At 74.5% G+C, this 20,866-nt stretch carries 24 protein-coding genes; 14 read left to right on the plus strand and 10 right to left on the minus strand.

Annotated elements, in window-relative coordinates; all coding sequences use genetic code 11:
• Positions 1–104: 104 nt before the first annotated feature.
• Positions 105–1,496, minus strand: coding sequence for an NAD(P)/FAD-dependent oxidoreductase (locus ACH4TG_RS03625; protein ID WP_398240326.1), 1,392 nt, complete (start codon positions 1,494–1,496; stop codon positions 105–107).
• A gap of 106 nt (positions 1,497–1,602) precedes the next feature.
• Between ACH4TG_RS03625 and ACH4TG_RS03630 the strand changes: the two genes are divergently transcribed.
• The 3 genes from ACH4TG_RS03630 (at position 1,603) to ACH4TG_RS03640 (ending at position 4,921) form a co-directional block, all read left to right on the plus strand.
• Complete coding sequence (locus tag ACH4TG_RS03630; protein ID WP_398240328.1) at positions 1,603–2,265, plus strand: class II aldolase/adducin family protein; 663 nt, start codon at positions 1,603–1,605, stop codon at positions 2,263–2,265.
• 104 nt (positions 2,266–2,369) lie between these two features.
• A complete protein-coding gene (locus ACH4TG_RS03635) occupies positions 2,370–3,485 on the plus strand; it encodes an alpha/beta hydrolase (protein ID WP_398240330.1) in 1,116 nt (371 codons plus the stop codon).
• A 65-nt stretch (positions 3,486–3,550) separates the two neighbouring features.
• The gene (locus ACH4TG_RS03640; RefSeq protein WP_398240332.1) at positions 3,551–4,921 is read left to right on the plus strand and encodes a hypothetical protein; all 1,371 of its coding nucleotides are present in this window, start codon (positions 3,551–3,553) and stop codon (positions 4,919–4,921) included.
• A gap of 121 nt (positions 4,922–5,042) precedes the next feature.
• Here the strand turns inward: ACH4TG_RS03640 and ACH4TG_RS03645 are convergent, their stop codons facing one another.
• Entirely contained in the window at positions 5,043–5,453 is a 411-nt protein-coding gene (locus ACH4TG_RS03645) for a VOC family protein (RefSeq protein ID WP_398240334.1), read from the minus strand.
• Positions 5,454–5,652: 199 nt separating this feature from the next.
• On the opposite strand from ACH4TG_RS03645, the gene ACH4TG_RS03650 reads away from it, so the two are divergent.
• Complete coding sequence (locus ACH4TG_RS03650) at positions 5,653–7,251, plus strand: ABC-F family ATP-binding cassette domain-containing protein (protein ID WP_398240336.1); 1,599 nt, start codon at positions 5,653–5,655, stop codon at positions 7,249–7,251.
• Positions 7,252–7,295: 44 nt separating this feature from the next.
• Here ACH4TG_RS03650 and ACH4TG_RS03655 read toward each other — a convergent pair whose 3' ends face one another.
• Complete coding sequence (locus tag ACH4TG_RS03655) at positions 7,296–7,523, minus strand: hypothetical protein (RefSeq protein WP_398240338.1); 228 nt, start codon at positions 7,521–7,523, stop codon at positions 7,296–7,298.
• 102 nt (positions 7,524–7,625) lie between these two features.
• Between ACH4TG_RS03655 and ACH4TG_RS03660 the strand changes: the two genes are divergently transcribed.
• Positions 7,626–7,847: a helix-turn-helix domain-containing protein gene (locus tag ACH4TG_RS03660; protein WP_398240340.1), complete on the plus strand. Its 222-nt coding sequence runs from the start codon at positions 7,626–7,628 to the stop codon at positions 7,845–7,847.
• Between the two features lie 73 nt (positions 7,848–7,920).
• Positions 7,921–8,724, plus strand: coding sequence for an enoyl-CoA hydratase/isomerase family protein (locus tag ACH4TG_RS03665; RefSeq protein ID WP_398240342.1), 804 nt, complete (start codon positions 7,921–7,923; stop codon positions 8,722–8,724).
• Positions 8,725–8,871: 147 nt separating this feature from the next.
• On the opposite strand, the gene ACH4TG_RS03670 is transcribed toward ACH4TG_RS03665, so the two are convergent.
• Positions 8,872–9,894 carry a hypothetical protein gene (locus ACH4TG_RS03670; protein WP_398240344.1) on the minus strand — a complete coding sequence of 341 codons (1,023 nt, stop codon included), beginning with the start codon at positions 9,892–9,894 and terminating at the stop codon, positions 8,872–8,874.
• A 50-nt stretch (positions 9,895–9,944) separates the two neighbouring features.
• Here ACH4TG_RS03670 and ACH4TG_RS03675 point away from each other — a divergent pair, with 50 nt between their 5' ends.
• The 5 genes from ACH4TG_RS03675 to amaP all read left to right on the plus strand — a co-directional run bounded on the left by ACH4TG_RS03675 (position 9,945) and on the right by amaP (position 12,377).
• Positions 9,945–10,448, plus strand: a complete 504-nt coding sequence (locus ACH4TG_RS03675) for an Asp23/Gls24 family envelope stress response protein (protein WP_398240346.1) — start codon at positions 9,945–9,947, stop codon at positions 10,446–10,448.
• Between the two features lie 61 nt (positions 10,449–10,509).
• Entirely contained in the window at positions 10,510–10,704 is a 195-nt protein-coding gene (locus tag ACH4TG_RS03680) for a hypothetical protein (RefSeq protein ID WP_398240348.1), read from the plus strand.
• Positions 10,704–11,084: an Asp23/Gls24 family envelope stress response protein gene (locus ACH4TG_RS03685; RefSeq protein WP_398240350.1), complete on the plus strand. Its 381-nt coding sequence runs from the start codon at positions 10,704–10,706 to the stop codon at positions 11,082–11,084. The genes ACH4TG_RS03680 and ACH4TG_RS03685 overlap by 1 nt, the downstream gene beginning before the upstream one ends.
• Positions 11,081–11,773 (plus strand): DUF6286 domain-containing protein, encoded by a 693-nt coding sequence (locus ACH4TG_RS03690; protein ID WP_398240352.1) that lies wholly within the window; start codon positions 11,081–11,083, stop codon positions 11,771–11,773. The genes ACH4TG_RS03685 and ACH4TG_RS03690 overlap by 4 nt, the downstream gene beginning before the upstream one ends.
• 7 nt (positions 11,774–11,780) lie before the next feature.
• Positions 11,781–12,377 carry an alkaline shock response membrane anchor protein AmaP gene (amaP, locus tag ACH4TG_RS03695; RefSeq protein WP_398240354.1) on the plus strand — a complete coding sequence of 199 codons (597 nt, stop codon included), beginning with the start codon at positions 11,781–11,783 and terminating at the stop codon, positions 12,375–12,377.
• Positions 12,378–12,461: 84 nt separating this feature from the next.
• Here amaP and ACH4TG_RS03700 read toward each other — a convergent pair whose 3' ends face one another.
• The 5 genes from ACH4TG_RS03700 to ACH4TG_RS03720 all read right to left on the minus strand — a co-directional run bounded on the left by ACH4TG_RS03700 (position 12,462) and on the right by ACH4TG_RS03720 (position 17,602).
• The gene (locus tag ACH4TG_RS03700) at positions 12,462–13,223 is read right to left on the minus strand and encodes an SDR family oxidoreductase (protein WP_398240356.1); all 762 of its coding nucleotides are present in this window, start codon (positions 13,221–13,223) and stop codon (positions 12,462–12,464) included.
• Between the two features lie 3 nt (positions 13,224–13,226).
• Complete coding sequence (locus tag ACH4TG_RS03705; RefSeq protein ID WP_398240358.1) at positions 13,227–15,020, minus strand: glycoside hydrolase family 15 protein; 1,794 nt, start codon at positions 15,018–15,020, stop codon at positions 13,227–13,229.
• A gap of 57 nt (positions 15,021–15,077) precedes the next feature.
• Positions 15,078–15,956: an SURF1 family protein gene (locus ACH4TG_RS03710; protein ID WP_398240360.1), complete on the minus strand. Its 879-nt coding sequence runs from the start codon at positions 15,954–15,956 to the stop codon at positions 15,078–15,080.
• 200 nt (positions 15,957–16,156) lie between these two features.
• The gene (locus ACH4TG_RS03715; RefSeq protein ID WP_398240361.1) at positions 16,157–16,408 is read right to left on the minus strand and encodes a hypothetical protein; all 252 of its coding nucleotides are present in this window, start codon (positions 16,406–16,408) and stop codon (positions 16,157–16,159) included.
• 159 nt (positions 16,409–16,567) lie between these two features.
• Positions 16,568–17,602, minus strand: a complete 1,035-nt coding sequence (locus ACH4TG_RS03720; RefSeq protein WP_398240363.1) for a DEDDh family exonuclease — start codon at positions 17,600–17,602, stop codon at positions 16,568–16,570.
• 108 nt (positions 17,603–17,710) lie between these two features.
• Between ACH4TG_RS03720 and ACH4TG_RS03725 the strand changes: the two genes are divergently transcribed.
• From ACH4TG_RS03725 to ACH4TG_RS03735, 3 genes are read left to right on the plus strand one after another with little or no spacing between them, the layout of a single operon-like run.
• Positions 17,711–18,697, plus strand: a complete 987-nt coding sequence (locus ACH4TG_RS03725; RefSeq protein ID WP_398240365.1) for a sterol desaturase family protein — start codon at positions 17,711–17,713, stop codon at positions 18,695–18,697.
• Positions 18,694–19,389, plus strand: coding sequence for a lysoplasmalogenase (locus ACH4TG_RS03730; protein ID WP_398240367.1), 696 nt, complete (start codon positions 18,694–18,696; stop codon positions 19,387–19,389). Before ACH4TG_RS03725 ends, ACH4TG_RS03730 begins: the two co-directional genes overlap by 4 nt.
• A gap of 17 nt (positions 19,390–19,406) precedes the next feature.
• A complete protein-coding gene (locus tag ACH4TG_RS03735; protein ID WP_398240369.1) occupies positions 19,407–20,462 on the plus strand; it encodes a zinc-dependent alcohol dehydrogenase family protein in 1,056 nt (351 codons plus the stop codon).
• A 106-nt stretch (positions 20,463–20,568) separates the two neighbouring features.
• Here ACH4TG_RS03735 and ACH4TG_RS03740 read toward each other — a convergent pair whose 3' ends face one another.
• A complete protein-coding gene (locus ACH4TG_RS03740) occupies positions 20,569–20,805 on the minus strand; it encodes a hypothetical protein (protein ID WP_398240371.1) in 237 nt (78 codons plus the stop codon).
• Between the last annotated feature and the right edge of the window lie 61 nt (positions 20,806–20,866).

Genomic DNA, 20,866 nt, shown 5'->3' on the forward strand with positions numbered 1-20,866 from the left:
CGGGCAGTGGCGAGCCGACCGTACGAAGTGATGGTGAACGGAAGGTGAACTGGGAGCGGACTCGCGGTGCCATCGTTAAATCCGCGTGAATCCCCTTCGAATCGTCAGTGTCTCCCGGACAACCGGTCGGCGTAGCGGGCCACCACGTCGGTGCGGGCGCTGCGCCCGGCCCGCTCCCGCCCGTCGGCCGCCCGGTACGCCGCGTACATGCCGTGCACCCCCGCCCAGCGCAGCGGTTCCGGCTCCCATCGCCGCACCCGGTGGCCCACCCACGGCAGCTCCGTCAGCTCCGTCCGCTGCCCCTGCCCGGAGTCCAGTCGCACCAGGTCGCGCAGGGTGCGCGCCGCCAGGTTGGAGGTGGCCACGCCGCTGCCGACGTAGCCGCCGGCCCAGCCCAGGCCCGTGCTGCGGTCCAGCTGGACGGTCGCGCACCAGTCCCGCGGCACTCCCAGCACCCCCGACCACGCGTGGTCGATCGCCACCCCGGCGGTCGCCGGGAAGAAGCGGACCAGGATCTCCCGCAGCGCAGCCACGGTCGCCGGCGAGGTCCGCCCGTCGTTGTCGGTCCGGGAGCCGAAGCGGTACGGCGCGCCGCGCCCGCCCAGCGCGATCCGGCCGTCCGCGGTGCGCTGCGCGTACATGTAGGCGTGCGCCATGTCGCCGAGGGTCTCCGCGCCGTCCCAGCCGATCGTCGCCCACACCTCGGGCGGCAGCGGCTCGGTGGCGATCATCGAGGAGTTCATCGGCAGCCAGGTCCGCCGCTGCCCCCTCAGGGACGCGGTGAACCCCTCCGTGCAGCGCAGCACGTACGGGGCCCGGACGGTGCCGTACGGCGTCACCGCGTGCTTCGGCCGGATCTCGGTCACCGGGGTCGACTCGTGCACGGTGACCCCCAGCCGCTCGACGGCCGCCGCCAGGCCCTGCACCAGCTTGGCCGGATGCACCCGCGCGCCGTGCGGGGTCCAGGTGCCGCCGACCGTGCCCGCCACCCGCACCCGCCGCGCCGACTCGGCCGCGCCCAGCAGCACCCGGTCGGTCTCGCCGAACGCCAGCTCCGCTTCGTGGTACGCCTTCAGCCGGGCCAACTGGGCCGGGGTGTACGCCACTTCGAGCACGCCGCCCTGGTGGATGTCGGCGTCGATGCCCTCCTGCCCGGCGACCGCGACCACCTCGGCGACGGTGGCGTTCATCGCCCGCTGGAGCGCCACCGCCGCGTCGCGGCCGTGCAGCCTGGCGTACCGGTCGCGCCCGGCGATGCCGTTGTAGAGCCAGCCGCCGTTGCGCCCGGACGCGCCGTAGCCGCAGAACCGCGACTCCAGCACGGTGATCCGCAGGAACGGGGCCGCCCGCTTCAGGTAGTACGCGGTCCACAGCCCGGTGTAGCCGCCGCCGACGATCACCACGTCGGCGTCGGTGTCGCCGGGCAGCGGCTCGCGGGGCTCCGGGATGCCGGTGCCCGCGTACCAGAACGAGATCCCGCCGTTGACGGTGGTCATAATGCCCCTGCAATCCGTGTGCGCCGTGGTCGGTGTGCGGGACGCTAACCCGCCCCCGACCGGCACGGCAACGTACAACGTGTAAGCACCCAGCAAAGGACTCGACGTGCGTGACGCAGTGCAGAACGCCTGGTCGGAAGTGGTGGCCACGGCGCGCAGGACGGTGGCGGACGGCCTCGTCGTGGGCACCTCCGGCAACGTCTCGGCGCGGGTGGGGGACCTGGTCCTCGTCACACCCACCGGAGTGCCCTACGACCGGCTCGGCGAGGACGACGCCGTCGCGGTCGACCTGGCGAGCGGGGAGCAGGTCCGCGGCACTCTGCGGCCCACCAGCGAACTGCCCACCCATCTGGCGGTCTACCGCGCCACCCCGGCGCGCGCGATCGTCCACACCCACGCGCCGCACGCGACCGCGGCCTCGTCACTGGTGAGCAAGCTGCCCAACATCCACTACATGGCCGCGGCCCTCGGCGGCCAGATCCTCTGCGCCGGGTACGAGCTGTACGGCAGCGAGGAACTGGCCCGCGAGGTCCTCAAGGCGCTGCGCGACGGCCGTACCGCCTGCCTGATGCGCAACCACGGCACCCTCGCCCACGGCGACACCCTCGACGAGGCGTACGACCGCACCCAGCAGCTGGAGTGGATGTGCCGGGTCTGGCTGCTCGCCAGGTCCGTCACCGACGCCGCGCCGCACACCCTCTCCCGCGGGGACATGAGCCGGGTCGCGGAGAAGTACAAGGGCTACGGGCAGTACGTCCCGCCGGCCTGACCGCGGCCGCCGGGGCCGTCCGGCGGCCCTGCCGGCGGCCCCGGATCACCCGGCCGCGCCCGGTCCCGTGGCACGCACCGGGCAGGCCGCCCACACTGGTGCTGATGCGCCTTCGAAACCGGATGGTCCTCGCGGCCACCGCAGCGGTGGGTGCCGGAACGGCCGTACTGGCGGCCGGCCGGTACGGGTCCGCGTTCGCCCTGAAGCCCTCGGTCGCCGGGCCGGCCCCCGAGGGCCTGATCACCGTGCACGCCGTCGAGGACGGCCGGGTGGTGCTCACCCGCACCACCGCCTCGGCCCGCCCCGGCGTCTACGGACTGGCCGGCCACAGCCTGCACGCCACCGTCGGACCGGTCGCCGCCCAGGACGACTACTCCGTCACCCGCAGGCTGCTCGGCGTCGACCGGGGCACCCTCGGCCCCGGCGCCTTCGTGCGGATGACCCCGCAGGCGTACGAGGGAGACCCGCGCGGCGCCCGCGGACTGGACTACGCCGACGTGGAGATCGCCGGCGAGCTGGGCCCGATGCCGGCCTGGTTCCTGCCCGGCGTCCGCCGCACCTGGGTGATCTGCGTACACGGCGTCGGCGCCACCCGCGCGCAGACCCTGACGGTGCTGCCCGCCCTGCACCGCTTCCGCTTCCCCGTGCTGGTGCCGTCCTACCGCAACGACCCCGACGCGCCCCCGTCCCCGGACGGCATCGGGCACCTCGGCGACACGGAATGGAGCGACCTGGACGCCGCGATGCGCCACGCCGTCGCCGAGGGCGCCCAGCGGCTGGTGCTCTACGGCTGGTCCACCGGCGCGACCATGGCGCTGCGGGTGCTGTCGCAGTCCTCGGTGCGCGGCAGCATCGCCGGCCTGGTCCTGGACTCCCCGGTGCTGGACTGGCGGTCCACCGTGCGCGCCGCGGTCCGCACCCGCGGGCTGCCCGCCCTGCTGACCCCGCTGGCCGAGCGCGCCACCGAGGGCAGGACCGGGCTGCACGCCGCCCGCCACACCGAGGCCCTGGAACCCGACCGGCTCACCGTGCCCACGCTGATCGCGCACGGCCCCGACGACCACTTCGCCCCCTACGCCGCCTCGCGTCGGCTGGCCGAGCGCCGGCCGGACCTCGTCACCCTGCACACCGTGCCGGGAGCCCCGCACACGGCCATGTGGAACGCCGACCCGGCCGACTACGAGGAGACCCTGCGGCGCTTCTTGACCCCGCTCATGTGAGCGCCCACCCCTGTGCCAGGAGCCTCCGTTTGGGATTCTGGGCGCTCAGCGGAGAGACTGATGCGGTGACGTCCCGTAGCCCGCGAGACACGCCGCTCCGCCTTGTCCCCCGCCGGCCGCTGACCGCGGCCCGCAGGGCCGCCACGACGCGCAGGTCGCGACCTCCGCGCCCCCCTGAGGGCACGCCCTCGGTGCCCGAACTCGCCCACCTGGCACGGACCGAACTCGCCCTCGCCGCACGGCTCGCCCGCTGGGCCGGCGGCGGCCGCGGCACCGCTGCCCTGACCGGGATACTGCCCGACCCCACGGTCCACCGGGCCGCCGAGGACCTCGGCCTGAGCCCCGGTCAGATCCGCGCCTCCTGGGACCGCGCCAGGCTCACCGGCCTCATCGAACTGCACGGCGGCACCGCCCGCCCCGGCTGGCGGCTGCGCGCCTGGGACGACGACGACACCGCGGTGCTGCGCGGCTGGGTCGCCCTCTTCGACGCCTGGTCGCTCGCCCACCCCTTCCTGCCCGGCAGGGCCACCGGCCCCGACCCGGCACTGGTCGCCGAAGTCGTCGAGGCCGCACCGCAGTTGATGTCCCTGCTGCACCTGTCCAACGGACCGGTGCCGATCGACGTCCTGCTCGACCTGCTCCGCCAGCGCGTCGCCGAACTGCGCACCGAGCGGCACGAGCCGCCCGCCGAGGGCATGAGCGACCCGCTGCCCGCCCTGCTCGACTGGACCCTGGACGCCGCCGCGCGGGTCGGCGCGCTGCGCCCCCGCGACCCGCAGCGCCCCGACGAGGTTGCGCTGAGCGCGCTGGGCAGCTGGGCGGTGTGGGTCAAGCTGGAGCAGATCTGCGTCGCCGCCCAGGGCCCCGAAGGGCACATGGAGCAGTCCGCCGCGACCATGCTGCGCGCCTGCGCGGGCCTGTCGCCCGGCCCCGCCCGCGCCGAGTACCGCGCCTGGCTGGCGGCCCGCCCCGTCGGGCCCGCGGTCGCCGAACTGCTGGAGACCGCCCGCGGGGACGACGCGCTGCTGCGCGGGCTGGCCTTCGAGGCGCTGCGGGTGGTCGGCGACGCGGCCGAGCCCGCGGTCCGCGCGGTCGTCGACGAGCCGGGCCTGCGGCCCTACGCCGTGCTGTGGCTGGCCGAACTCGACGGCGGCGACCCGGACGCCGCGACCGAGCTGCTCACCCGCGAGGAGGCCACCTGGCTGTGGGTCGACACCGCCGCCGCGGTCGCCGACCACGGTGAGGGCCAGCTCCTGGTCAGCCATCTGGAGAGCGCCGTGCAGGGGTCGGTGCGCGGCCTGCTCGAGGAGGTCCGTGGCGTCGGTCACCCGCGCACCGTGCAGGTGCTCGTTGCGCTCGCCGCGGCCCACCCCGACCCGGCGCTGGCCAAGCAGATGCGCCGGGCGGCGTTCCAGGTGCACACCGGCGAGGCGTGACCCGTCGACGGACGGGGACGGCGGACGAGCGGGACCACGGGGACGGGGACCACGGGGACGGGGACCACGGGGACGAGCACGACGACGGGGTCGGGGAGACGGGGTCGCAGGTGTCCGGGGGTCAGCGCGCGGGCGCTTCGGGGACGTAGGTGCCGAAGGTCCACAGGTTCCCCTCGGGGTCGCGCACCGCGTACTCGCGTGAGCCGTAGTCTTGGTCGGTCAGCGGCATCAGCACCACCACGCCGTTCGCCACCGCCCGGTCGTGGTGCGCGTCCACGTCCTTGACCACCACGTACAGCGAGGCCGGCCCGAGTTGCGACCTGGCCCGGCCGTACGGGGTGTCGGGCTCCTCGCGCGTTGAGGCGAGCATCACCATGCCGTTGCCGTAGGCCAGTTCGGCGTGCGCGACGGTGCCGTCCTCGTTCTCGTACCGGGCCACCTCGGTGAAGCCGAACGCATCCTTCAGCAGCGAGACGGCGGCCCGCGCGTCGCGGTAGCGCAGCCCCGGGTAGACGGTGAGCGGCTCGGCCATGGACGGTCATCCTCTCGGCTGTCGGTGCCCCCGTCTGTCGAGTATGTGTGATCTGCCCCACATGTGCCCGTGCAGGCCGGGCAAACCGTTCGACCGCCCCCAGTAGACTGGCCGCATGGCAGTTTTCCTCCTCGATTAGCCGCGGCGTACGACCTCATCGCCCGCTGACCGTCGTCCGTACCGCCCTGGAGCTCTTCCCGTGATCACTGCCACCGGCCTCGAACTGCGCGCCGGCGCCCGCATCCTCATCGAGTCCACCTCGTTCCGCGTCGCCAAGGGCGACCGCATCGGCCTGGTCGGCCGCAACGGCGCCGGCAAGACCACCCTCACCAAGGTGCTGGCCGGCGAGGGCCAGCCCGCCTCCGGCGCCGTCACCAGTTCCGGCGAGGTCGGCTACCTCCCGCAGGACCCGCGCACCGGCGACCTCGACACCCTCGCCCGCGACCGGATCCTGTCCGCGCGCGACCTCGACACCGTGCTGCGCAAAATGCGGGAGAACGAGGAGCGGATGGCGAACGGAAAGGGCGCCACCCGCGACAACGCGATGAAGAAATACGCGCGCCTGGAAACGGAATTCCTCACCAAGGGCGGTTACGCCGCCGAGGCCGAGGCCGCCACCATCGCCGCCGCGCTCGGCCTGCCCGACCGCATCCTCGGCCAGCCGCTGCACACCCTCTCCGGCGGCCAGCGGCGCCGGGTGGAACTCGCGCGGATCCTGTTCTCCGACGCCGACACGCTGCTGCTCGACGAGCCGACCAACCACCTGGACGCCGACTCGATCATCTGGCTGCGCGACTACCTCAGGACCTACCGCGGCGGGTTCATCGTCATCTCCCACGACGTGAACCTGATCGAGACGGTCGTCAACAAGGTCTTCTACCTCGACGCCAACCGGTCCCAGATCGACGTCTACAACATGGGCTGGAAGCTGTACCAGCAGCAGCGCGAGGCCGACGAGAAGCGCCGCAAGCGCGAGCGCGCCAACGCCGAGAAGAAGGCCGCCGCGCTCAACACCCAGGCCGACAAGATGCGGGCCAAGGCGACCAAGACGGTCGCCGCGCAGAACATGGCCCGCCGCGCGGAGAAGCTGCTGGCCGGCCTGGAGGAGGTCCGGCAGTCCGACAAGGTGGCCAAGCTCCGCTTCCCGGATCCGGCGCCCTGCGGCAAGACCCCGCTGATGGCCGCCGGGCTGTCGAAGTCCTACGGCTCGCTGGAGATCTTCACCGACGTCGACCTGGCCATCGACCGCGGCTCGCGGGTGGTCATCCTCGGCCTCAACGGCGCCGGCAAGACCACGCTGCTGCGGCTGCTGGCGGGCGTGGAGACGCCCGACACCGGCGAGGTGACCCCGGGCCACGGCCTCAAGCTCGGCTACTACGCGCAGGAGCACGAGACGCTCGACCCGGACCGCACGGTCCTGGAGAACATGCGCTCCTCCGCGCCGGACACCGACCTGGCGGAGATCCGCAAGATCCTCGGCTCGTTCCTGTTCTCCGGCGACGACGTCGACAAGCCCGCCGGCGTGCTCTCAGGCGGCGAGAAGACCCGGCTCGCGCTCGCCTCGCTGGTGGTCTCCAGCGCCAACGTGCTGCTGCTCGACGAGCCCACCAACAACCTCGACCCGGCCAGCCGCGCGGAGATCCTCGGCGCCCTGCACACCTTCACCGGCGCGGTCGTGCTGGTGACCCACGACGAGGGCGCGGTGGAGGCGCTCCAGCCGGAGCGGATCATCCTGCTGCCGGACGGCGTCGAGGACCTGTGGGGCCAGGAGTACGCGGACCTGGTGGCGCTCGCCTGACCTCCCGGTGCCCGTCCGCCGGGCCGGTGATCATGTGGAGTGGATCATTCGGCCCATCGATGATCCTTCATCTGCGTGAGTCGGGCTCGTACCTGCGCCGCACCCGGCCCGTCGTGTGCCAGCGCGGTCGTGATCAGGGGCGTCACCTCGGCATACACCTGACCGACCGCTGCTGACCTGCCGGTATTCCCGCGCGGCTGTTCCGCGGCCGGAAAATGCGGCGCGGGAATTGCCCGTCCCGCGCGTTCTGCGGGCCCTATCTCGGCATTCACGTTGCGAATGTCCCGTGATGGACCTTGTCGAATGGGTGGCCAGGAGGGCGGTTAGGGGTGATCATGAGAGTTCCATAGCGCACTTCCCTGGAGGAGGCACGGGTGGCCGAGACTCTGAAGAAGGGCAGCCGGGTGACCGGCCCGGCGCGCGAGAAGCTCGCGGCAGACCTGAAGAAGAAGTACGACTCCGGTGCGAGCATTCGGGCACTGGCCGAGGAGACCGGCCGCTCGTACGGCTTCGTGCACCGCATGCTCAGCGAGTCCGGCGTGACCCTGCGCGGGCGCGGCGGAGCCACGCGGGGCAAGAAGGCCACGGCGGCCTGACCCGGGCCACGGGCGAGCCCCACGGGTGGTTACCCTTCGGTAATCATGTCCGTGGCGCGCTCGGAGGTGCCCGATGCCCGAAACCCACACCGAAATCCCCACTCTGCTCGAACGCGACGGCGTCCGGGTCACGCTGGATGACGCCGTCGCAACGGTGACCCTGTGCAATCCGGCCAAGCGCAACGCGCAGGGCCCCGCCCTGTGGCGGGCGCTGGCCGAGGCGGGCCGGCTGCTGCCGGGGCAGGTACGGGTCGTGGTGCTGCGCGGCGAGGGCGTGTCGTTCTCGGCCGGCCTCGACCGGCAGGCGTTCACGCCCGAGGGCTTCGACGGCGAGCCGTCGTTCCTCGACCTCGCGCGCGGTCCCGAGGCGGACCGCGACGCGACCATCGCCGAGTACCAGGAGGCGTTCACCTGGTGGCGGCGCACCGATCTGATCACGGTGGCCGCCGTCCAGGGCCATGCGATCGGCGCCGGCTTCCAGCTCGCCCTCGCGTGCGACCTGCGGGTGTGCGCGGACGACGTGCAGCTCGCCATGCGCGAGACGAGCCTGGGCCTGGTCCCCGACCTGACCGGCACCCAGCCGCTGGTCGGCCTCGTCGGCTACGCGCGCGCCCTGGAGATCTGCGTCACCGGCCGGTTCGTGCACGCCGCCGAGGCCGAGCGCACCGGTCTGGCCAACCTCGTGGTGCCCGCCGGCGAACTCGACGCGGCCGTCGCCGACCTGACCGCCGCGCTGCTGGCCCCGCCCCGCAACGCCGTCAACGAGACCAAGGCGCTGCTGCGTTCGGCCGCCACGCTGGACGCCACCGCCCAGTACGCCGCCGAACGCGCCGCGCAGGGCCGCCGCTTCCGCGACCTCGCGGGCCTCGACGACTGACCTCCCGCCTCCGGCCTCCGGCCACCCTGCCTTCCGCCGCCGCGCACGACCGGCGGGGGGACGCAGGGCGCCGGGGCGCGGGCAGGCCGTGCCAGGGCCCGGCGGCGGGAGTGCGGCCGCGGCACCTCGCGCGGGCGTCCGGCGGGCTCAGTCTCCGTGGACGTCGGTGACCACGACGGCGGTCGACACCGGGGCCGGTGCGCCCGGGGTCGCGGCCGCCGTCGCCGCGGCGGCCGCCGCCCGGGCGACGCCCACCGGCGGGTGGCCGGGGGCGACGGCGATCTGCACCTGGACGCGGCGGCTGCCGGGCAGCGCCTCGGGGTCGGCGACCCGCACGCCGGGCCCGGAGCCGGCCAGCCGCTGGGTCAGCGCCCGCACGCCGGGCACGGCCCGCACCGCGGCGGCCACCGATCCGGCCGGACCCTCGCCGATCGCCGGCTCCGGCTCGGCCGGGTCGCCGTCCTCGTGCGGTTCCGGGTCGTCCGGCGGCCCCTCCAGGATCCCGGTGATGCGCAGGTCGACGGCCTCGACGACCACCCCGAGCCGGTCCTGTGCCTGCGCCCACAGCGCGTCCCGCAGCCGCTCGGCCACCAGCGGCAGCGGCTCGTCGGCGGTGACCTCGACGTCGGCCTCGATCCGCAGCGGCCCGTGCGGCAGCGCGCCCAGCGGCGCGGCGTCCGGCACACCCCGGTCCCCGGCGGTCGCGCGGTCCGTCACCCGGCCGGTCACCCAGTCGGCCGTGCCGTCCGACGGATCGTCAGGCCGACGGTCCTGCGCTACGCCTGACGGCCGGTCGCCCGGCTCGTCCGGCAGGCGGTGCGGCACTACGCCGGACGGCCCGCCCGTGTCCCCGTCAGCGGGCTGAGAAAGCGGCCCCGCCGGCGGTTCTTCCCCGTGCGGGTCCAGCGACTCCGCGAGCCGGATGCGGACCCGCCCCAGGCGCGTCCCCTGCCGGGCACCCGCCTGGCGCAGCACCCGCACCGCCGCGCTCTCGGTGATCCACAACGGGTCGTCAGGGCCGCCCAGAGGGAGCAGCCTGCCCAGGGCGACCTGCGCGCGAACCGCGGTGCCGAACCGGTCCATGGCCACGTGCCGCCTTCCGTTGGCCGACCACTCGATCGGGGGGCCGGCGGTACCCTCTGGCCGCATCACCCGGGCAGACACGGGCATGCGCACTTAGTGTGGTGCACGGAGCAGCCCAGGAGAAGGGACGACTCGCGATGACCGACAGCGCACAGGGAAGGTCCGAGCCGGAGGGCTCCGGATACCCGGGCGAGGGCAGGACGCTGGAGAAGGGAAACGCCGGCAGCACCGCACGCAAGGCGCTGGGCGATCCGGCGACCCGCGGCCGGACCACCATCGCCGACGGCGTCGTGGAGAAGATCGCCGGTCTGGCCGCACGGGACGTGGTCGGCGTGCACGCCATGGGCACCGGCCTGTCCCGCACCTTCGGCGCGGTCCGCGACCGCGTGCCCGGCGGCGGACGCTCCGTCAGCCGCGGCGTCAAGGCCGAGGTGGGCGAGGTGCAGACCGCGCTCGACCTGGACATCGTCGTGGACTACGGCGTGTCGATCGTGGACGTGGCCCGCGCGGTGCGGGAGAACGTGATCGCCGCGGTGGAGCGGATGACCGGCCTTGAGGTCGTCGAGGTCAACGTCGCCGTCGGCGACGTGAAGCTGCCCGACGAAGAGGACGAGGACGAGCGCGAACAGAGGGTGCAGTAAGGGTGCGCGGTCCGGGACACTGCAGACGCTGCCGGTGGACTGAGGGGACGGAGAGCGCGGGATGAGCATGGCGGTGATCGGCCTGGCCGCGGGCATGGCACTCGGATTCGCCGGATACTTCGGCGGGTTCGGGGCCTTTCTGCTGGTCGCGGCGCTCGGCGTGGTCGGGTTCGTGGTGGGCAAGTTCCTCGACGGGGACATCGAGCCGGGAGACTTCTTCCGGACGCGCGACCGTGACCGCGACCGGCGGCGTTGATGGGGGCGCTCGTCCCCGCCCAGCTGCCGGCCGCCGATCGCGGCAGCCTGCGGATCGCCGACCGGGTGATCGCGAAGATCGCCGCGCACGCGGCCGGTGAAGTGCTGTCCGGCGCCCCCGGCGCCGAACTGGTGCCCAAGGAGGCCGAGCCGCACGCCTCGGTGTCCGTACGCAAGGGCCCGAGGAACGCGGCGCGGCTGCGCCTCACCCTGGAGCTCGGCTACCCCGCGGACATCGGCTCGGTGTGCGGCCTGGTGCGCCGTCATGTCACCAGCAGGGTCGAGGCCCTGACGGGCATGGAGGTGCCCGAGGTGGCCGTCGAGGTCGAGCGGCTGCACTCGGCCGCGGCCCGGCGCAAGGGGGAGGGGAGGGTGCAGTGAGCGACGGCACGCCCGGCGCCGGCCCGGCCCCCGAGGAGCCCGAGCCGACCCTCCGGCTGCCCGCCGGCGTCGCCACCGGAACGGCCGAACCGGTGCACGGCGCCGTGCGCCACATTCCCGAGCCGGGCGAGCCGGGCGCCGTCAAGGCCCGGCGCTTCTGGTCCTCGCGGCGCATCCCGTCCGCGCTGACCGCGGCCGCCGTGTTCGCCCTCAGCGGCCTGTTCCTGTACGACGTCGCCACGGTGCGGGCCGGCCGCAAGGCCATGTACTGGCGGAAGAAACTCGCCGACGAACTGGCCACCCGGCACCTGGACAACGTCTGGATCATCCTCGGCGCGAGCGTGTCGGCGGCCCTGGGACTGTGGCTGATCGTGCTCGCGCTCACGCCCGGCGAGCGCTCGGTGCTGCCGATGGCCCGGCGCACCCCGGACTCGGTGCGGGCCGGGCTCGACCGGCACGCGGCCGAACTCGTGCTGCGGGACCGGGCGATGGAGGTCTCCGGCATCCGCTGGGCCCGCGCGGTGGTCGGCCGGCGGCGTATCAGGGTCCGCGCCACCGCGCACTTCCGCGACCTCGAGGAGGTCCGCACGGATCTGACCGGGGCCGTGGAGGAGGCGGTGCGGCAGCTCGGCCTGGCCCGCCCGCCGCGTCTGACGGTGCATCTGCAGCGAGCCGAGAAGGGGGCGTGAGGCGGCGATGCGCACCAAGGTCAACCGGATCCTGCTGGGCCTGATCGGCCTGGTGCTGCTGGCCCTCGGCGTCGCCGTGCTGATCGGCAGCCTCGACCTGCAGCGCCACTGGAACTTCACCATGCCCTCCAGCTGGCCCTTCAAGGGCCCCAAGGACGTGCTGCTCAGCGAGCACGACCGCACCAAGTACCGGTCCCACGGCTGGTGGTGGCCGACGGTGATCGCCGTTCTGGGCGTGCTGTTCCTGGGGGGCCTGTGGTGGCTGCTCGCCCAGGCCCGCACCCGCCGGCTGCGGCAGCTGCGGATCGGCAGCGGCGACGGCCGGAGCGTGCAGATCCGCGGCCGGGCGCTGGAGAACGTGCTGGCCGCCGAGAGCGAGGCCTACGAGGGCGTGGAGTGGGCCGGCACCGCGCTCCTGCGCCGCCGCGGCGCACCACGGGCCCGGCTGGTCCTCGGGCTCGCCCCGCACGCCACCCCGGTCGACGTCCTGACCGGCCTGGACACCTCGGTGCTGGCCAACGCCCGCACCTCGACGGGCCTGGAGGCGCTGCCCGCGGAGGCCCGGCTGCGCGCCGTCCGGCACCGCGCCAGCCGCGTCAGCTGACCCCGTTCCCGGGCGGGCGCACCTGCGCCCCGCGGGAACGGGCTCACCGGACTCCCGTGTGCCGTCAGCCGCGGCGAGCGCGGCTCACAGGCTGCGGCGCGACCCGCCGTCGACCGGCAGCATCAGCCCGGTCAGATAGGACGCGGCCGGGGACATCAGGAACGCCGCGGCCCGGCCGAACTCCTCCGGGGAGCCGTACCGGCGCAGCGGGATCGACGCCTCGTGCCGCGCCCGGACGGACTGCGGGTCGCCGCCGAGCGCGTCGAGCTCCCGCACCCGGTCGGTGTCGATGCGCGCCGGCAGCAGGCCCACGACGCGGATGCCGCGCGGCCCCAGCTCGTCGGCCAGGGTCTTGGCGAACCCGGCCAGCCCGGGCCGCAGCCCGTTGGACACCGCGAGCCCGGGGATCGGCTCGTACACCGACCCTGACAGCACGAAGCCGATCACGCCGCCCTCGCCCAGCGCCCCGGCGGCGGCCCGGGCGAGCCGCACCGCCCCGAGGAACACCGTCTCGAACGCGGACTGCCACTGCTCGTCGGTGATGCTCCCCGCCGGGCCCGCGGGCGGGCCGCCCACGCTGATCAGCACGCCGTCGAGCCGGCCGTACGCCTCCTGGGCGGCGGTCAGCAGCCGGCCGGCGGTGCCGGGGTCGGCGTTGTCCGCGGCCAGGCCCAACGCCCGCTCGGAGCCGCCGAGTTCGGCGGCCACCTTGTCGAGTCCCGCCTGGTCGCGGGCGGACAGCACCACCCGCGCGCCCTCGTCGACGAGCGTGCGGGCCGCGGCGAGCCCCAGCCCGCGGCCCGCGCCCGTCACCACGTACACCCGGTCCCGAAGTCCGAGGTCCATCGCTCAGCCCCTTCCCTGCTGCCGGCCCGACAGCGTCAGTGCGGTGTTGACCAGGCCGATGTGGCTGAAGGCCTGGGGAAAGTTCCCCAACTGCCGGCCGGCCGCCGGGTCCCATTCCTCGGAGAGCAGCCCCACGTCGTTGCGCAGGCCCAGCAGTTTCTCGAACAGCTCGCCCGCCTCGTCCTGCAGGCCGATCCCGTGCAGGGCGTCGGCGAGCCAGAACGAGCAGGCCAGGAAGGCCCCTTCACTGCCCGGCAGCCCGTCGACACCACCGGTGTCGGGGCTGTAGCGCCGCACGAATCCGCCGTTGTCCAGCTCCCGCCGCACCGCCTCCACCGTGCCGCGCACCCGGCGGTCGGTCAGCGGCAGGAAGCCGACCTGGGGGATGAGCAGCGTCGCGGCGTCCAGCTCGGCTGAACCGTAGTACTGGGTGAAGGTGTTGCGGGTGGCGTCGTAGCCCTTCTCGCAGACCTCCGCGTGCACCTGCGCCCGCATCGAGCGCCAGCGGGCGAGGTCGCCGCGCAGGTGCGGTACCGCCTCCAGCGTGCGCACCGCGCGGTCCGCCGCGACCCAGGCCATCACCTTGGAGTGGACGAAGTGCCGGCGCGGGCCGCGCACCTCCCACAAACCCTCGTCGGGTTCACGCCACTTGGTCTCCAGGAAGTCCATCAGGGCGCGTTGCAGGTTCCAGGCGTGCGGCTCGTCCTTCAGCCCGCGGTCGCGGGCCAGGAACAGCGAGTCGAGCACCTCGCCGTACACGTCGAGTTGCAGCTGCCCGGCCGCGGCGTTGCCGACGCGGACCGGGGCCGAGCCCTCGTAGCCGCGCAGCCACGGCACCTCGTACTCGGGCAGCCGGCGCTCCCCGGCGATGCCGTACATGATCTGCAGGTCCGCGGGGTCGCCGGCCACCGCGCGCAGCAGCCAGTCCCGCCAGGCGTGCGCCTCGTCGAGGAAGCCGCAGGAGATCAGCGCGTTGAGGGTCAGCGCGGCGTCCCGCAGCCAGCAGTAGCGGTAGTCCCAGTTGCGGACGCCGCCGATCTCCTCGGGCAGCGAGGTCGTCGCGGCCGCCGCGATACCGCCGCTGGGCGCGTACGTGAGGGCCTTGAGGGTGATCAGCGACCGCAGCACCGCGTCCCGCCACGGGCCGTCGTAGCTGAACCGCCCCGACCACTCCTGCCAGTCGGCCAGGCTCTGCTCCAGCGCCTCGTACGGGTCGACGCGCCGCGGCAGCTTCTCGTGCGAGGGGTGCCAGGTGAGCACGAACGCGATCCGCTCTCCGGCGCCGACCGTGACGTCGGTGTAGGTGCGCATGTCGCGCCCGTACATCGGCACCGGCGGCTCGCTGCGCAGCCACACCGAGTCGGGCCCGGCGATCGCCACCCGGTGGTGGTCGGTGCGCCGCACCCACGGCACCACGCTGCCGTAGTCGAACCGCAGCGCCAGCTCGCTGCGCATCGCGACCTCGCCCGACAGGCCCTCGACGACGCGGATCACGTCCGGCAACCGGTCGCGCTGCGGCATGAAGTCGGTGACCTTGACGCTGCCGGACGGGGTCTCCCAGACGGTGTCGAGGACGAGGGTGTCGCCGCGGTAGGCGCGGCTCGCGCACTCCGTCACGTCCTTCCCCGCGGGGGCCAGCCGCCACCTGCCGTTGCCGCGGTCGCCGAGCAGGGCGGCGAAGACCGACGCGGAGTCGAACCGCGGCAGGCACAGCCAGTCGATGCTGCCGTCCTTGCCGACCAGCGCGGCGGTCTGCAGATCGCCGATCAGCGCGTAGTCCTCGATACGTCCTGGCACGTTCCGCCTCGCCGCCTCTCGTGTCGCCTGAACCCGCGGGTGCGGGTGATCCCGGGGTCAGACCGCGACCGTAGCGCTTCCCCCGGCCGGGCGTCCCCCGCCGTCCCCCGCGTCGCCGTCCGGGCCGCGCCCGGACGCCTCCTCCGCGGCCTTCGTCCGCCTGCCGAGGACCTCCGCGCGCTCGCGCCGCAGCAGCACCACCCAGCCGACCGGCACCATCGCCGCGAACAGCCACCACTGGATCGCGTAGGCCATGTGCGGGCCGATGCTGCTGTGGTCGGGCTCGGGGACGAGCGCGGGCTGGGCGTGCCCGGCCGCCGGCGCGACCGAGACCATCTCCAGGTAGCCGCCGACCAGTTGCTCGGGCACGGCGCCGGCGACCTTCGTGCTGCTGATCAGCATGATCTGACGGCGCGGCAGGCCGTGGGTGTCGCGGATCCCGGTGGCCGAGGTGGTCTCGTCGGGGCGCAGCCGGCCCTGGACGGTCACGTCGCCGGCCGGCGGGGCCGGGATCGACGGGAACGCCGTCGGGTCGTCTCCGCCGGCGATCCAGCCGCGGTTGACCAGCACCGCGCTGCCGTCGTCCAGGACGAACGGGGTGATGACGTGGTAGCCGATCTGCTGGCCGCCGGCCCGCTCGCCGCCGCCGTTGCCCGCGGTGCGGTGCCGGGCCACGACCTCGTGCGCGGTGTCGAAGCGGCCGTGCGCGGTGACCGCCTTGTACAGGTCCTCGTGCGGGACCGTGAAGCCGGGACGGGTCGCCGCCTCCAGCGGAACCGGCGCGGCCTTCAGCGCGGCCGCGATGATCTTGTTGTTCGCCACCCGTTGCTCATGGCGGTGCAGCTGCCAGAATCCCAGCCTGATCATCGCGGGGATCATCACCAGGCCGAGGAGGGTGAGGATCGCCCACTGGCGGGACAACAGGAAGCGGTACACCCCACGACCGTACAACTCGGCCACGGGACGGCGGCCGGTAGGGGCGCCCGGCGTGCCCGGCGACACGCCCGTCGACACGCCCGTCGACGCGCCCGCCGCCACGCCCGCCGCCACGCTCGCCGACCGGCCGCTGACCGGCCTGCTGACCGGTTGTTGACCGGCCCCCGGACCGGTCAGGACGGTACGGGGGCCGGTGGCCGTCAGGCGCCGGCAGCCGAGCCGACGCGGTCGACGATCCCGCCGCGGCCCTCGGCCTTGGAGCAGTGGCCGCTGCAGTACCAGTGCCCGTCGACGTCCACGCCGTGCCCGACGATCTGCACCCGGCAGTGCTCGCAGATCGGCGCCATCCGGTGGATCGCGCACTCGAAGCAGTCGAAGACGTGCACCGCGCCCTGGGCGTGCACCTCGAAGCTCATCGCATAGTCGTTTCCGCAAACCTCGCATCGCGCCATGAGGCACAGGCTGCGATCCGCGGCGGCGCCGGGCAACGCGTGCCGTGGCGCGTCGCCCGTGGTCCACCCGAATAGCCGGTCCGCGGGGCCCGGCGACGGCCGTGCCCCCGGTGCGCGACCGGCCGTGCGGCGGCCGCGGCCGTGCACCGCGGCGGCGCCTCAGCCGTGTACGCCGGTCGCGGGCTGGACGGCCTTGAGCAGTTCGGCGAACTCCCGCTCGTCTATCACCGGGGTGCCGACCTGGCGGGCCTTCACCGCCTTGGTGGTGGACGACTGCGGGTCGTTCGTCACCAGCAGGCTGGTCAGCCGGCTCACCGAGGACGCCACGTGCAGGCCGGCCTCCGTCGCGCGGTCCTCCAGCAGTTCGCGGTCGGTGCCGGTGTCCCCGGTGAACGCCACCCGCATGCCCTGCACCAGCGGCCCGCCGGGCGCGAGCCGGCCCGGGTTGGGGTACGGGCACACCGGGCGCTTGCGGGCCGGGCGCCAGCCCGAGGCGTAGCCGGAGCCGGCCAGCCGCCCGTAGCGCGGGCCGGGCAGCGGCGCCGGGCCGTCCACCCACTCGGTGAGCGGGCGGCACACGTGCAGCGGCAGCGGGAGTTCGGCGGCGGCGGCCATGTGCAGGCTGGGCCGGAACGCCTCGGCCAGCACCCGGGCGTCGTCCAGGGCGTGGTGCGCCCTGCGCTGCACCACGCCGTAGTGCGCGGCCAGCGACTCCAGCTTGTGGTTGGCCAGCGGGAGCCGCAGCTCCTTGGACAGCACGATGGTGCACAGCCGGTGCTCCACCGGCGCCGCGGACCGGGCGCGGGCGTACTCGCGGGCCAGCATCGACCAGTCGAAGACCGCGTTGTGCGCCACCAGCACGCGGCCCGCGAGGCGTTCGGCCAGCGCGTCGGCGATCTCCGGGAACAGCGGGGCGTCGGCGAGCATCGCGCTCGTCAGCCCGTGGATCCACACCGGGCCCGGGTCGCGCTCCGGGTTCACCGGCGAGTACCAGTGGTCCTGGACGGCGCCCTGCGCGTCGAGCCGGTAGACCGCGGCCGAGACGATCCGGTCGTCCCGGGCGAGCCCGGTGGTCTCCACGTCGACCACCGCGTAGCCCTCGGGGTACCCGGCCGGCCACGGGGCGGGCGCGGTGTCGGTCCTCGGGGTCCCGCCGCTCAAGGCGGGGGGAGGCTCGGTCTGTTCGTCCAGCATGGTCATCGAGGATAGGGGCCGCTGCCGACAGCCGATCATCGACTCCTCGGAATACCAGTGGGTAACAACGTCTAGCGGGCGCCCCGTAGCTGCGCCTATGGTGCGCTCATGCCGCAACTGCCCGATGTCGTGCTGTGGTCGATACCCGCATTCGTGCTGCTCACCGTCGTGGAGATGGTGAGCTACCGCCTTCACCCCGACGAGGACGCCGCGGGGTACACCGGCAGGGACACGGCGACCAGCCTGTCGATGGGGTTCGGCAGCCTGTTCACCGACGCCCTGTGGAAGGTCCCCGTCGTGGCGATCTACTCCGGGCTGTACGCGCTGACGCCGCTGCGCGTCCCGGTGCACTGGTGGACGATCCTGCTGATGCTGCTCGCGCAGGACTTCTTCTACTACTGGTCGCACCGCGGCCACCATGTGATCCGGGTCCTGTGGGCCTGCCACGTGGTGCACCACTCCAGCCGCAACTTCAACCTGTCGACGGCGCTGCGGCAGCCGTGGACGAGCCTGACCTCGTGGCCCTTCTACCTGCCGCTGATCGCGCTCGGCGTGCACCCGGCGGCGCTGGCCTTCTGCTCCTCGGTCAGCCTCGTCTACCAGTTCTGGATCCACACCGAACGCGTCGACAAGCTGTCCCGCCCGCTGGAGTTCGTGCTCAACACGCCCTCCCACCACCGGGTGCACCACGCCTCCCAGGGCAGCTACCTGGACCGCAACTTCGGCGGGATCCTGATCGTCTGGGACCGCCTGTTCGGCTCGTTCACCGCCGAGACCGAGCGGCCCGTCTACGGCCTGACCAAGAACATCTCCACGTACAACCCGCTGCGGGTGGCCACCCACGAGTACGCGGCCATCGCGCACGACGTGGCCGCCGCGGACGCCTGGCGGGACAAGATGCGCCACCTGCTGCTCGGGCCCGGCTGGCGCCCCGAGACCGCGGCTGCCGCGGCCGCGGGCGGTACGGCCGCCGCCGGGGACGCGCCGACTGCCGCGGACGGTACGGCAGTTGCCGCCGAGGGCGGTACGGCTGCCCTCGGCCAGGACGGCGCCGCGCGCTCCGGCGGGTCCGTGGCCCGGGAGTCCGCCGCGTGATCCGCACGCGCGCCGGCGCGGCGCTCGGGGCGTTCCTGGCCCTCGTCCTGCTGCACCTGGTGGCCGTCGGGGCGGGTGCCGACGTGCTGCGGCTGGCCACCAAGCCGCTGCTCATGCCCGCGCTCGCCGCCTGCGCCGCCGCCCGCGGCGGGCCGCGGCTGCTGGTCGGGGCGCTGGCCTGCGGCTGGGCCGGCGACGTGCTGCTGGAGATCGGCGGGACGGCGGCGTTCCTGCTCGGCATGGGCTGCTTCGCCGCCGGACACGTCTGCTACCTGCGGCTGTTCGCCTTCCGCGGCGCCTTCCGTGGCGCCCGCGTCCGCCTGCGGTGCGCCGGCTACGCGGTGGTCTGGGCGGCCCTCGTCGCCGCGCTGTGGTCCGGCCTCGACGCGGGGATGCGGGTGCCGGTGGCCTGCTACAGCCTGCTGCTCGCCGCCATGGCCGCGGGGGCCTTCGGGCTGGGCAGGACCGGAGCGGCCGGCGGGCTGCTGTTCCTGCTCTCCGACGGGCTCATCGCGGCAGGACTGGCGGACTGGCCGCGGCCGCCCGGCCACGATCTGTGGATCATGCTCACCTACGCGGCGGCGCAGTTCTGCCTGGTCCGCGCCGTGCAGGCGGTACCGGGACGCGCGGCGCCGCCGGCCGGCGCGTACGGTGGGAAGGCGCGGCCGATCGGCCGCGCACCCACCCTCTGACCACGGAGTAACCCCCCATGCGCGCCACCGTCATCCAGGCCCCGCACGACATCCGCGTGGAGGAGGTGCCGGACCCGGCGGTCAGGCAGCCGGGCGACGCTGTGGTGCGGGTGGTCAGGGCCTGCATCTGCGGCAGCGACCTGTGGGCGTACCGCGGGGAGTCGGCGCGCAAGCCGGGCCAGCGGATCGGCCACGAGTTCCTGGGCGTCGTGGAGGAGACCGGCGCGGAGGTGACCGGGCTGCGGCCCGGCGACCTGGTCGTCGCCCCCTTCGTCTGGTCCGACGGCACGTGCGCCTACTGCGCCGACGGCCTGACCACCTCCTGCGTCAACGGCGGCTTCTGGGGCTCGATCGGGGACCAGGGGCAGTCCGACGGCGGCCAGGGCGAGGCGGTGCGCGTGCCGTACGCGGACGCCACGCTGGTCAGGCTGCCCGCCGAGGCGCTCTCCGACGACCACCTGCTGACCGGACTGCTCGCGCTGTCGGACGTGTTCGGCACCGGCCACCACGCGGCGATCGGCGCCGGGGTGCGGCCCGGCAGCACGGTGGCCGTCGTCGGCGACGGCGCGGTGGGCCTGTGCGGGGTGCTGGCCGCCCGCCGCCTCGGCGCCGAGCGGATCATCGCGCTGGGCCGCCACCGTGCGCGCACCGACATCGCCAGGACGTTCGGCGCGACCGACGTGGTCGCCGCCCGCGGCGAGGAAGCGGTGGCCGCGGTCCGCGAACTGACCGGCGGTCAGGGCGCGCACGCCGTCATCGAGGCGGTCGGCACCGAGCAGTCGATGCGCACGGCCGTCGGCATCACCCGCGACGGCGGCGCGATCGGCTACGTCGGCGTGCCGCACGGCAGCGGCACCGGGCTGGACCTCGGCGACATGTTCGACCGCAACATCGCGCTGCGCGGCGGCGTCGCGCCGGTCCGCTCCTACATCGAGGAACTGCTGCCCGGCGTGCTCGACGGCAGCACCGACCCGGCCCCGGTGTTCGACCTGGCGGTCGGCCTGGACGGGGTGCCGGACGGCTACCGCGCGATGGACGAGCGCACCGCGCTCAAGGTGCTGGTCAAGCCCTGAGACGGCGGGCGGTCCGGGGGCTTCCGGTCCGGCGGTCCCGCGGCGGGGGCGCTTTTCCTGTGGGACGGGAGCAGGTTGAACGTGATCCGGTGGGACGGGAGCCTGTTCAGCGGTCCCGGCGGGCGGCGCGCAGCGCGGAGACGCTGAGCAGCGGCAGCACCACCCTGCCGTCGGTCCACCGCGCCGGCCGCGCCACCCGTGCCGCCGGCGGACGCGGCGGCGGGGGCGCCGCCACGGCGTGCGGCAGGGCCACGCTCCCGAACGGCCTGCGGTCCGGCCTGCGCGGCGGCTCGGACGGCGGGGGAGCGGCGGGCGGCGGGGGCGGAGGCGGCGTGGCGGTCACGATGGGACCTCGATCGGGCGGGCGCGGGCAGGGTGCCCGGTTCAACGACCGGCCGCGCATG

Source organism: Streptomyces sp. NPDC020917 (assembly GCF_044333795.1).
In the GTDB taxonomy this organism is placed as follows: domain Bacteria; phylum Actinomycetota; class Actinomycetes; order Streptomycetales; family Streptomycetaceae; genus Actinacidiphila.